Raw genomic sequence first — 12,173 nt, forward strand, 5'->3', positions numbered from 1 at the left:
AAAAGACACTAGTCTTTTGTAATCCTTAATTAGACGTCATTGTCCTTCCCCGACACCCCAACTCGCGTTGATCGTTGACTTTCTTTTTGAAAGTCTCTTTGTCGGGGCCCCAGCATTAGAGTTGAAAGAAGCTAATCAGCGCACTTTCAATTCAATCAGCTACTGTCTGTACTGCATTTTTAAAGAAATATAAGCACTTCTAAAGCTTTTAATCTTGTGTATGATAGTTTGGTCACACTAGGATTAAAAGCTTTTCTTATATCTTCATTATCTTCTAGGTATTTAGTCGTAGTATGCTCTACACAGTCCGTTGCAGTAAAAGTTAGTACCATAGACTCATGTTTTTTATAATCAAATCCATTACTATATTAAGTGTAGAGAGACAAAGGAGGAATTAACAACATGATTATCTACAAGCAAAATATAGAAAACGGTATCCCAATATACGAAATCATTACAAAGACCTTCAAGACGATTACGGTAAAATTCGATGAAACGTTTAGTAAAAATGACATCTATAAATTGCTCTCTCTACTAGAAAGTGACGTTGATAACATGAATTAAGTTATTCATCACATTTCAAAAATTAAAAAGTGTTTTTCGTAATTGAATACGAAAACAAACGAATATTTCAAAATCTTTTTTAAAGTTAAGATGCCCCTAATACTCAAAACTTTAAAAAGTCATTAATTATTCAAAAGCTCACCCTAATAAAATAGCGTTAATGTTAGCCAAGAATGTCCCCTTTTGGAAACTTAGAGAGAAACTTTAAGTTATACTAACATTAACGCTATATCTTTATAATATTGTTTCTTTTTTAACACCTATGATGGGTTATCAACGATTAAATAAATAATTATAAATCAGTATGATTACTTTTTTTAGTAATAACTATTTTTTCTTCACCATTTAAACCAAAGACGTTTATTTCATTATGACTCACTTTTTTGAAGGTCACTTCTTCATCTATATCTATAGTCCTTTTATACTTAACATTAAATTGTGTCCACTCTATTTGAAAATACGCTAATACACAATCCACTACCAGTTGACCAGGAACAATGGTTGAATGAAGCTCATTTTTATCATTAACAAGTCGAAGGTAATGACTTACTTTATCATGACTAAACTTCATCATTTACCTCCTTTTTTATAAACGTTTGTCTAATAAATATACATTGTCTATTATCTTTATATATTTTTAACTCGTAGATATATTGGATATATGTTTTAAACTTTTTCGTACTTTTATGTGTTAAGTACGCCTCGTATTTTAGCCTACATTTTAATGGTTCAAATTCTTCACATGTTGTTCGCACAAGAAGAATATGTTCTTGTTCAAACTTTTGAAACAACTTAAATTTTGGCCAGACGTTTGCACACATGAGTAAAGGCACCACGCCTTTATACGTTCTTTCAACTACTTCGCAATACGCTCTTACTTCTTGTTCACTAAAATATATTTCTATTTTCTCACAAGCCCCATCGTTCGAAGAGTATCGCATTCCCCATTCCTCCTCCAATCCCCATCGTAGCAACTCCCCGCTTCCAATGTGTCATATTTAATAACCTAGTGATTAATGCTACGCCACTTGCGCTATAAGGATGACCAGACGCAATGGCTCCCCCCCACTGATTGACTTGATTAATATTTAATTTTAACTCTTGAATTGAAGCTAAAACTTGTGAACTAAATGCCTCATTAAGTTCTATTGCATCAATGTCACTTATTTTTAAATTTTGTTTTTTTAGTAATTTTGTTACAGCAGGTACTGGTCCAATACCTAGTCGTTTCGGATTGACACCTATTGTCACTGCATCTGTAAACATCATTCCCTCTGATATTCCGTATTGTAATGCCGTTTCTTGATTCATAACGAGTGCAAGCGCAGCGCCGTCATTTTTCATACAACTATTTCCAACCGTTACTGTTCCGTTAGCTAGTAAAGGACGTAATCGATTTAATCGTTGTTCAGTAAGTGTTGGCTTAATACTTTCATCTTTATCAAATAAATGACCTTTGATGTTTAAAGATACAATTTCATTACTTATACTTCCATTCTTATAATATTGATGTGTGAGATGATGACTACGTATCGCAAAGGCATCTTGTTGTTTACGCGTAATATGATAATATTGCGCAACATTTTCAGCTGCCTCTATCATACTTGGATCTTGACCTTTTGGTGCAAAAGAGGCACGCTCATAAAATTCTGGTAATTGTGTATCATACACTGATTGAGGGCGTTTAATCTTCCAAGGAGCACGACTCGTGCTTTCTACTCCTCCAGCTATATAAATATGACCTGCACCAGCTTGAACCATTCGACATGCATATATAATACTTTCTAACCCTGACCCACATTGACGGTCCATTGTAACACCTGGAATACTCTCAGCTAGACCTGCTTCTAATAAGGCTTTACGAGCAATATTTCCACCATTACCTACGATATTTCCAATCACTACATCATCTATATCAGGTATTATTTTAGGAAAAATTGAATTCATTTCTTCAAATAAGGGCATGAGTAATGTTTCAGGTTCTAAATGTTTCAATTTCCCACCGTATTTGCCAAAAGGTGTACGTTTCGCCCATATAATGACCGGTTGGTTCATCATTTAAAGTCTCCTTTTACATAGGCAGTACGCATTTTATTTCGAGCAACTTTGCCACTTTGGGTATATTGCATACTGTCTACTTTTATCAATTTGGAAGGTACATCATATCGTGATAGAACTTTCATAATATGTTGTCTCACAGTTTGGTACTCAAGTTCTATCGATCCTGTATATAGTAAAACCGCTATTTCCCCAAAACGTGGATGCGGTTCTCCTATAACAATTGCTTCTTCTACTCCATCAATATTTTTTATCATTTGTTCAATAACTTGAGGATAAACATTTTTACCTCCAATAATTAATCGTTCATTTTGACGACTCACTAAATATAATTGATTATCTTTAATATAAGCGTAATCGCCTGTTTTAATCCATGTTTCAGGTAATACGACAGATTGATTTACATATCCAGAGAATATCATATTACTTTTTACATTTAATAACCCTATATGATTCTTGTCTTTTTCCTCTAAACCAATCGTTACATTTTGAAATATGTATCCCACTGAATCAACAGAAGCTTTACGGTTAATGTTATAACTAATAAAACTTGCTTCTGACGTTCCAAAAAATTCAATAATATTAGCATGCTGAAATGTTTCGGCTATACGCTTAAACAACGAAGAAGAGAGTTTCGCCCCACTACTTAAAATAGTCGTTAAATGTAGGTGATCGTGATTTATTTTTGTTATTGCATGTAGCATTGTTGGAACAAGAAATAATGCACTATTTGTTGTTTGTTGTTTCATTTTGCTAACGAGCTTAGTCGCATTAAAACGGGTTTGTCCAATAAATGTTCTCCCTGTATATAACGCATAAATACAAGTGTATAAAGACAATGAATGTGCAAGTGGTCCCGGTGCTACAAGTATGTTTTCTTTATGACGAAGTAGCTTTTCATTTTCTTTGTATGACGCAAGCCAAGATGGTTCATTTCGATAATATGCTTTAGGTAACCCTGTTGTCCCAGATGTAAAACCAATATGTAATAGTTGATGGACTTGTGACTGCTCATTTAAATATGTTGGATATGTTTCAGAAGACGTTGTCTTTATCAGTCTATGCTGTTCATCAACAAGATAGTCAATATGATACGTTTCAATCAGTTGATGAATTGTTACTTCAGACCATTGATCATCTAAAAAACATGGAATACTTCCTTGCTCTAATATTGCAAAATAATTCAACATATTATGTAAAGGACTTTTACTTAACAATCCTACTCGGGACCCTTTCGGTAAATGCATGAAGACTGATTTTAATTGCTGTATTGCTGTATAAAGTTGTTGATAGGTTAATATACTTTCTTCAAACGATAGCGCAATCGTATCCGGTTGTTCTATTGAATAGTGATTTAATTTATTTAGTATTTCTAACATATGACCCTCTCTGAATGTTAACTAGATTAATTATTATATTAACATTATATGAAAAATAACACATAAAAAAATCACTCAAATATATTCATCTGAACGATAATATATTTGAGTGATGGTTTTTATTCTAAATTAGCATGATTGTCTTGCATTGCTTCTTCATTAATATTAAAGGCATCCATTAATCCAATCACGACACTATCTAAAAAGATGAGTGAAGATTGTTCGAATAGACTACCTAACGGCTGTTCAGAGCCTTCTGCTTCATGTTTTGTTCCTGCAGGTAAAGCAATCACTGTATCAGCGACATCGCCAATTTTAGATTCTTTTTTAGTTGTTATTAAAGCAATTTTAGCGCCAACTGAATGTGCCTTTTCAGCTAATAATCTTAAGTGCTCTGTTGATCCAGAACCGGAAATAATAATTAATAAATCATGCTCTTTAATAGATGGCGTTGTTGCTTCACCTATTGCAGATGCATCTTTTCCTAGTTGATTCAAACGCATTGCAAAGCTATTAGCAACATATCCAGAGCGACCTTTACCAGCTGTAAAGATACGAGATGCGCCAACCACTTCATTTGCAAAACGTCCATAATCATTATCCTCTAGATGTGATAACGTGTTATCTATTTCTTCAAGAATTAAATGATAATTGTTAAAAGTTGGCATTTTATTTACCTTCAATCGCTTCACGACATTGTTTAGCTGCTTCTACAGGATCATCTGCGTTAGCAATACCGCCACCAACAATAACTAAGTCAGGTTCTTCTGCTACAATTTCTTTAATTGTTTCAGGTTTAATACCACCAGCTACGGCTACTTTAGAATTTTTAATGACTGATTTAACTGTACGTAAGCTTTCTAATGGAGATTGTCCTTCAGCTTGTAAATCATAACCAGTATGAACAGCGATATAATCAGCGCCCATTTCATCTAATTCTTTCGCACGTTTTTCTAAATCTTGTACAGCAATCATATCAACTAACAATTGTTTACCATGTTTATGTGCTTCTTCAACCGCACCTTTAATTGAAGCATCTTCTGCAACACCTAAGATAGTCACAACATCTGCGCCAAATTTAATAGCTTGGCTTACTTCATAGTCTGCTGCATCCATAATTTTTAAATCAGCTAACACTTTCGCATTATTGATATTTTCATTTAAATGTTGAACAGCTGGTAATCCTTCATTAATAACGATAGGTGTACCAATTTCTACGATATCCACATACTCTTCAACTTTTTTAGCTAATTTTGCTGCTTCTTCTTTATTTAATAAATCGATTGCTAATTGTAATTCCATTACAAACATCCTTTCGTATCATAATCATAGTACTATAGATACCCATGATAAATATTTTTAAACATTTAAATCACTTCGAATTATTTTCCTTCATTTACAAATAAATTGAGCATAGGGATACAATTCAGTCGTTCTTTTTAGTAAAATAGATAGATACACACATTGTATGGTTGCAAGGAGTGAACATGTTGGAACCCATTAAAGCTGAAGAAGTACAACGATTATTAACTACATTTGAAAACAAACCTGTCTATTTGCATGTTGAAACGACGAATGGTGCATATGCTAACCATTTTGATCAACGTGTGTTTAATGCAGGTACGTTTTTACGAAATATACAAGTCACATATGAACATGCGCAACTAAAGGGCGGAGATAAAGATCCATTTCGTGTTGGGTTGAAACTTCGTGATGGCGGTTGGGTATATGTACAAGGCCTGACTCACTATGAAATCAATGATAATAATGAATTTTTAATAGCTGGATTTAATTACGAAGGACAGTTGGCTGCAACGATTGAAATCAGTGAACAGCCATTCACAGTATAGAGGAGGAAGATTCATGAAAGATGAAAGACATGTACTAATGATATTTCCACATCCCGATGATGAAACCTTCTCATCTGCTGGGACGATCGCAAGTTATATTGAAAACGGGGTTCCTGTCACTTATGCCTGTCTCACATTAGGACAAATGGGACGTAATTTAGGCAATCCCCCTTTTGCGACAAGAGAGTCACTACCTTATATTCGCGAAAAAGAATTAGAAGATGCTATGAAAGTGATTGGTATTACTGATTTACGTAAAATGGGTTTAAGAGATAAAACAGTAGAATTTGAGCCACATGAGCAAATGGATGATATGGTAAAAACATTGATTGAGGAGACAAATCCATCAGTGATTATTTCATTTTATCCAAAATTTGCCGTACATCCAGACCATGAAGCAACAGCTGAAGCTGTCGTAAGAACAGTAGGACGTATGCCTAAAGAAGAGCGTCCAAGACTTCAACTCGTAGCATTTAGTAATGATGCACCGGATATTTTAGGAGAACCTGATATATTAAATGACATTAGTCAATACAAAGAGATTAAATTAAAGGCGTTTGAAGCTCATAAATCTCAAACAGGTCCTTTCTTAAAACAATTAGCTAGCCCTGAAGTTGGCGGAGAAACACAAAATTTTCTAGAAGTCGAACCTTATTGGACGTATCATTTCGACAATTAAAATCATTAGAGGAGGTACAATAAACGAATGACTGAATTTGATTTATCTACACGAGAAGGTCGCTGGAAACATTTTGGTTCAGTAGATCCTATTAAAGGTACAAAACCTACAACTAAAAATGAAATGACTGACTTACAAAGTACACATAAAAACTTCTTGTTTGAAATTGAAGAAGTGGGTATTAAAAATTTAGTATATCCTGTTAAAATTGATCAATTTCAAACAGCAGGTACATTTAGTTTCTCAACAAGCTTAAATAAAGATGAAAAAGGGATTAACATGAGTCGCATCTTAGAAAGTGTTGAGAAACATTATAATAATGGTTTAGAACTTGATTTCGATACACTATATCAAGTATTACGTACATTACAAGACAATATGAAACAGAATGCTGCGGGAGTAGACGTTTCAGGTAAATGGTTCTTTGATCGTTATAGTCCTGTAACTCATATCAAAGCAGTGGGTCATGCTGATGTTACTTACGGTTTAGCAATTCATAAAGATCAAGTAACGCGTAAAGAACTTACCCTCACAGCTACTGTAACGACACTTTGCCCTTGCTCTAAAGAAATTAGCGAATACTCTGCTCATAATCAACGTGGTGTTGTAACAGTAAAAGTGTATTTAGATAAAAATTCTGAAATGACAGATGATTACAAAGAAAAGATTTTAGATGCAATGGAAGCAAATGCAAGCTCTATTCTTTATCCAATTTTAAAACGTCCTGATGAAAAACACGTAACAGAACGTGCATATGAAAATCCACGTTTTGTTGAAGATTTAATTCGTTTAATTGCTGCAGATTTAGTAAATTTTGACTGGATTGATGGCTTTGACATTGAATGTCGAAACGAAGAATCCATTCACCAACACGATGCTTTCGCAAGACTAAAATATAGAAAATAATAAAGTCTCCTAAAGTGAAGCGACCCCAAAAGTTAGATCAATACCTAACTTTTGGGGTAATTTATTTTTTGAATACCTTTTGGAATTGAACATATCCAGAAATGTAGTGTTCAATATCATCGATACTAGTAACAATTTATATAATTACATTAATTAAATATATATTATTTGATAAAACAATAACATTAAAAGTTAATGTTTATGCAACTTTAACTGAACATTACCACGAAGCACTAACTAAATTCTTGAAAAATAAAAAATTATTTCTAAAATAAATTTCCAATAGGTCAAACAGAAATAATACCAAATGAATTTATAGTCGAAAAATAAGAAATACTATGACAGAAATAATACTAACTAATCCAAACAAGCTAGCAATTGTAATTGGTTAAGATGAACACGATATAAAAATACTTAATATTTATAATCGAGAAGGTAATAAGATTGAACATATAAACATTAATAAAAGAAAAGATATTTCTACCAAAAATCAAATAGAAATAAAAGAACATAAAAATTTACATCGTTATCTCTTCTTTAAATGAGTCCAAAGCCAACTAATTACATAGAATTAAAAAATAATATTAAAAGTTACATAATAAAATACTAAAAAATAATCAAATGCTCATCATAATTGTTTAAATCGTGAAAACATTAAAATTTGAGAAGAGTGTGCTTGAATATGAATTAAATGCAACGAAATATTAAGAAAGAAATTCTAAAAATTTTTAAAGTCAGATTTGGGATCTTGATATGAAGTGAAAATAATAGTTTCTTTTTCTCCACGTATAAATCCACTTTTATATTTAAGTCCTAAAATAAAAGAATTATTAAATTTAAATAAATCATATTTATAATACTTATATATTTGATATAAATCTTTTACAGTATAACTTTGGCGATCTTTAATTCTGAAACGACCAGTTAGATTTGTAGCTATCGAACTAGATAATTTTAGTTTTTCAATCAAATACTTAGTATATTTTTTTCGATCTACATGATTTTCAAATAACTCATTAGCTAACTCATAGATTTCAGAAGGATGTGGTGAGTTAGTCATATTTTTTAGTAATGTATAAGTATAAATTTCTCGACCTTCAACATAGCCAGTTTTACTACTATTAGTTGACCAACTCTTCATGTTAATCTTTCTATTTTCTAATTTTTCATCTATAGCTTTTAAATAATAAATGAGTGGGCCCATTCCCTCAATTGTTTGAGACATATCACTGTTAAATTCTTCAATGATTTGTCCAGTATCATTATTTACTCTAATATAACTTTCCCCTACTTGACTAAGTTTCTCAAACAGATTATCAAAATCAAATTTTACGTCATTCCTCCTCAAAATATTAGGTAATGATTTAGCTATTTCTGGAAAATCTGTACCAGTTACAGAAGACTTTAGTAAAGTTAGAGAATCTTCATTACATAAATAATTTAAATCATTTATCAATAATTCTTTGTTAGGATACCAAATTATATTCTTACTTCGAACTTTATTTACGACTTGTCTTAATTCTATATCCTTACATAGAATATAATCTGCATTACAATTTTCTAACTCATCCACTAATTGTAAATGTGTTTCACTAGACTTATGACCTAAATCACTAATTTTTCCAATTGCAATGATTTTATTTCCTTTGTAAAATCTAGTTTGACTATTAAAAGCTCTAATTGCATTAATCATTGCAGGCAAAGAAGCATTATGTGTATCATCCAGTAAAGTTAGTTTATGAGATTTTGTTTGTATTTCTTTCAATGCTAATATTTTTGAAAAAGGTTTGAAATTCTTAAGTAAGTCTTTCTTTATTGGTAAATTTAGACTTTTCAGAGTTAGCATACTTGCTAGTGTGTTAGAAACCATTCCTTCACTAATCGTATTAAGTTGATAAATGTCTGTTTCGTTATTTTGGTCATTTATTAATAATTCAATATTTCCTTTATTATACTTGATGTTATCTACAGTTAAATCAGCATTACTATCCTTTTTAATACTATAAGTTAAGACATTATTTGTATTTTCTCGCGCTTTGTCTACTAAGTAATCTGCATATAATGTATCGTTATTAACAATTGCCACTCCATTATCTGCAAGTCCCTCAAAAATCCTTGTCTTAATTTTGGCAATATCTTTAACAGACTTAAAAGTTGAAAAATGTGCTTCACCTATACCAGTAATAATTGCTATATCAGGTTTTAAGTAAACTGCTGTATTTTCAAGATAATTAATAGCATTCAAAGATGTTTCAATCACAGCAAAGTCTGGATTTTTGATTAATTTCAACATATTATTATAAATGGCTGCTCTAACGTTATTGTTTCCTCTGTTTTCGAGTACATCAAAATCACTTAATAAGCTAGTAATTAACATTCTAGTTGAACTTTTACCCATTGATCCAGTTATTGCAACAACCGGATTTTTATATTGATTTCTAATATAAATAGCTAGTTTTTTAAATGCTTGAACTGAATCTTCTACAATTATTTGAGGAACAGTAAATTTTAAATTGGAAATATAACTTTCCGTTATAATTAAACCAATCTCTTCATTTTGGCTGTCAACTAAATCATTACCATCTAAAGCATTTTTATTTCTTCCCAATTCTCTTGCCCATGTTTCTTTATTTGGAGAAAAATATGCAGTCTTTTTGCTTTTTACAAATTTATAGATGGTTTCAAAATCATTTATTTCATTTGATTCTCTATTATGAGCATCCTTTAATGTTCCACCTATAATATGATAAATCTTTCTAATTGTTAGCATAATCAATACCTACTTCCTTTGAATACCTTTTGATACTGTACATACCCTGACAAATAATGCTCAATATCATCAATACGGACACGATAACCATGATGTTTAATAAAGAAGCTTCCTAAAATTCTAGATGGATTTTTAAAGTACATTGCAGTTTCAGGGTAAAAGAAGCCAACTCTTTGATAATCTGCTCTAATATCAATAACTTCTTTTAAATATTTTTCATCTATCAAATGATTTACTAATTCCTCATAACTCGTTTCTTTGGCTTTTTGTACTAATCGATAAGTAGCCATTAGCATTTCCAAGAATGTTGGGAAAGTAGTTTCACGGTTTTTAATATAATTTAGATATGTATTCACATTTTTTATCCCAAATTCAAAATATTTTTCTTGAGGATTAATTTGAACTAATTCATTTGTACAATATCCTAACCAATGATCATGATATTGCCAATATTTTTTCTCAATGAAACGATCCATTAAATTTTCTACAGTTTTCAACCATAACTCATTTTTATCTCTTTGATATAGTCTCAACAAAGCAAGGGCTGCTTCGCCATCATAATAAATGATTCTGAATTTCTCTTTAACACTTAAATCAGGATAATTCAATAAGTGCGTCGTTTCATATGTATCTTCATCAATCATTGAAAGAATACCGTTCGCTACTTTTTGAGCAGCTTCAAGATATTTAGGATTATTCTCATATTTCAAATATTCACATACAGCGAATATAAATGAAGCATTTTGTCCCAATTTAATTTCATTAGTGTCTTCCGTATCATCATAGACATACGCTTTATCTTCAACTTCAAGTAATTGATTTGAAATAACATAATCAATTGCTTTTTCAACAGGTTGCAAACTTTCACCTAAATATGCTAATCCTTCTATTAAGGCATATGTAGAAGATGAATGTCTTAGTATATTATAAAAACCAATTTCATTATCAAAATGTGGGAAATACCCATAAATATATTTACCATTATCTAACAACATATTTTGTAAGAAATGAGTGCTGCTTTCAATTAATTGATCAATTTCACTCCCCAAATAATCTACTTTTCTTAAACCTTTTCTATAACCATTGTTGTATAGTTCATATACTTCTTCATTATCTATAAAGAAGCCTTGTGTATAAAATTTAACAACTTCTTTTTCGTCATAAAATTCACTTGAAAAAGCCTTTTTGTTAGTCGTGTATTTACGTAAATAATTATTAATATTTTTATCAGAAAGAAATAGTTCTTTAGTTGTATTATCTGGTCGGACAAAAGCATTCGCATTAATTTCTTCAGGTAAAACGGCTAAATTCCATAGATTATCAAATGCGATACCAAAATCCACATAATTTCGTCGTGTATTAATTAACGTTTTTTTCAATTCTGTAAATTGAACTTTTTCAGTGGATGTAACAATATCTAATTTAATCCACTCGGGAAATTGACCTGTTTTCTTTTTAAATTTAAGTGCTGATTTCGAAATATCTTGCTTAAGGTAATTCGTTTTTTTGAACAGTTTAACTTGAGCTTTGATGTTAGGTTTACCCAAACTTAAAAAAACATAATTATTAATTTCAATTTTATTATTTACTGCGGTTAATAATTTTTCTAATTTATATTCAAAATCCATAGTTTTCACCCTATTTATAATTATTTATCCTCTTTCTATCAATTAATATCATAGTATTTAAAATAAAACCAGGCCCTGAAAGGCCTGGTTTTAAATTTCATTGTGTCAACATGAAATCTACTTATTATTTTTCATCATTATTTTCGTTTTTACGACGTCTGCCAACTAAGAATAATCCTCCAAGTGCAGCGAATAATGAACCAAATAATGTGCCATTATTTTGATTGTTATTACCAGTATCAGGTAATTCATTACTATTTGATTTATCTGCTTTATCATTATGAGCTTTATCTGCATCTGCGTCCGCATCTGAATCTGCGTCAGCGTCTGCATCTGAGT

The 12,173-nt window shown here is 31.2% G+C and carries 13 protein-coding genes; 4 read left to right on the forward strand and 9 right to left on the reverse strand.

Annotation, left to right across the window (positions count from 1 at the left end; all coding sequences use genetic code 11):
- Window positions 1-402 precede the first annotated feature (402 nt).
- Window positions 403-564 carry a C1q-binding complement inhibitor VraX gene (gene vraX, locus HMPREF2629_RS11135; RefSeq protein ID WP_017176053.1) on the forward strand — a complete coding sequence of 54 codons (162 nt, stop codon included), beginning with the start codon at window positions 403-405 and terminating at the stop codon, window positions 562-564.
- A gap of 292 nt (window positions 565-856) precedes the next feature.
- Here vraX and HMPREF2629_RS02890 read toward each other — a convergent pair whose 3' ends face one another.
- From HMPREF2629_RS02890 to hxlA, 6 genes are all read right to left on the reverse strand, one after another.
- Window positions 857-1,135 (reverse strand): hypothetical protein, encoded by a 279-nt coding sequence (locus HMPREF2629_RS02890; RefSeq protein WP_002488040.1) that lies wholly within the window; start codon window positions 1,133-1,135, stop codon window positions 857-859.
- Window positions 1,125-1,505, reverse strand: coding sequence for a hypothetical protein (locus HMPREF2629_RS02895; protein WP_016931405.1), 381 nt, complete (start codon window positions 1,503-1,505; stop codon window positions 1,125-1,127). Before HMPREF2629_RS02895 ends, HMPREF2629_RS02890 begins: the two co-directional genes overlap by 11 nt.
- Complete coding sequence (locus HMPREF2629_RS02900) at window positions 1,474-2,619, reverse strand: thiolase family protein (protein WP_029376697.1); 1,146 nt, start codon at window positions 2,617-2,619, stop codon at window positions 1,474-1,476. Before HMPREF2629_RS02900 ends, HMPREF2629_RS02895 begins: the two co-directional genes overlap by 32 nt.
- Window positions 2,619-4,001: an AMP-binding protein gene (locus tag HMPREF2629_RS02905; protein WP_049420738.1), complete on the reverse strand. Its 1,383-nt coding sequence runs from the start codon at window positions 3,999-4,001 to the stop codon at window positions 2,619-2,621. The genes HMPREF2629_RS02900 and HMPREF2629_RS02905 overlap by 1 nt, the downstream gene beginning before the upstream one ends.
- Window positions 4,002-4,120: 119 nt before the next feature.
- On the reverse strand, window positions 4,121-4,669 hold the full coding sequence (gene hxlB, locus HMPREF2629_RS02910; protein ID WP_002488041.1) for a 6-phospho-3-hexuloisomerase: 549 nt from the start codon (window positions 4,667-4,669) through the stop codon (window positions 4,121-4,123).
- A gap of 1 nt (window position 4,670) precedes the next feature.
- Window positions 4,671-5,303 (reverse strand): 3-hexulose-6-phosphate synthase, encoded by a 633-nt coding sequence (gene hxlA, locus HMPREF2629_RS02915; protein WP_002455709.1) that lies wholly within the window; start codon window positions 5,301-5,303, stop codon window positions 4,671-4,673.
- Window positions 5,304-5,488: 185 nt separating this feature from the next.
- On the opposite strand from hxlA, the gene HMPREF2629_RS02920 reads away from it, so the two are divergent.
- From HMPREF2629_RS02920 to folE2, 3 genes are read left to right on the forward strand one after another with little or no spacing between them, the layout of a single operon-like run.
- The gene (locus tag HMPREF2629_RS02920) at window positions 5,489-5,851 is read left to right on the forward strand and encodes a YojF family protein (protein WP_002488035.1); all 363 of its coding nucleotides are present in this window, start codon (window positions 5,489-5,491) and stop codon (window positions 5,849-5,851) included.
- Window positions 5,852-5,864: 13 nt separating this feature from the next.
- Window positions 5,865-6,530, forward strand: coding sequence for a bacillithiol biosynthesis deacetylase BshB2 (gene bshB2 / locus HMPREF2629_RS02925; protein ID WP_054105293.1), 666 nt, complete (start codon window positions 5,865-5,867; stop codon window positions 6,528-6,530).
- A gap of 27 nt (window positions 6,531-6,557) precedes the next feature.
- Window positions 6,558-7,436: a GTP cyclohydrolase FolE2 gene (gene folE2, locus HMPREF2629_RS02930; protein WP_054105292.1), complete on the forward strand. Its 879-nt coding sequence runs from the start codon at window positions 6,558-6,560 to the stop codon at window positions 7,434-7,436.
- 718 nt (window positions 7,437-8,154) lie between these two features.
- Here the strand turns inward: folE2 and HMPREF2629_RS02935 are convergent.
- The 3 genes from HMPREF2629_RS02935 to HMPREF2629_RS02945 form a co-directional block, all read right to left on the reverse strand.
- A complete protein-coding gene (locus HMPREF2629_RS02935; protein ID WP_054105488.1) occupies window positions 8,155-10,206 on the reverse strand; it encodes a Mur ligase family protein in 2,052 nt (683 codons plus the stop codon).
- Between the two features lie 2 nt (window positions 10,207-10,208).
- Window positions 10,209-11,834, reverse strand: a complete 1,626-nt coding sequence (locus tag HMPREF2629_RS02940) for a poly(glycerol-phosphate) alpha-glucosyltransferase (protein WP_070813137.1) — start codon at window positions 11,832-11,834, stop codon at window positions 10,209-10,211.
- A 124-nt stretch (window positions 11,835-11,958) separates the two neighbouring features.
- Window positions 11,959-12,173 (reverse strand): LPXTG cell wall anchor domain-containing protein (locus HMPREF2629_RS02945; RefSeq protein ID WP_141756713.1); only part of this gene is annotated, 215 nt, incomplete at its 5' end.

Source organism: Staphylococcus sp. HMSC034C12 (assembly GCF_001835895.1).
GTDB classification, from domain to species: domain Bacteria; phylum Bacillota; class Bacilli; order Staphylococcales; family Staphylococcaceae; genus Staphylococcus; species Staphylococcus hominis.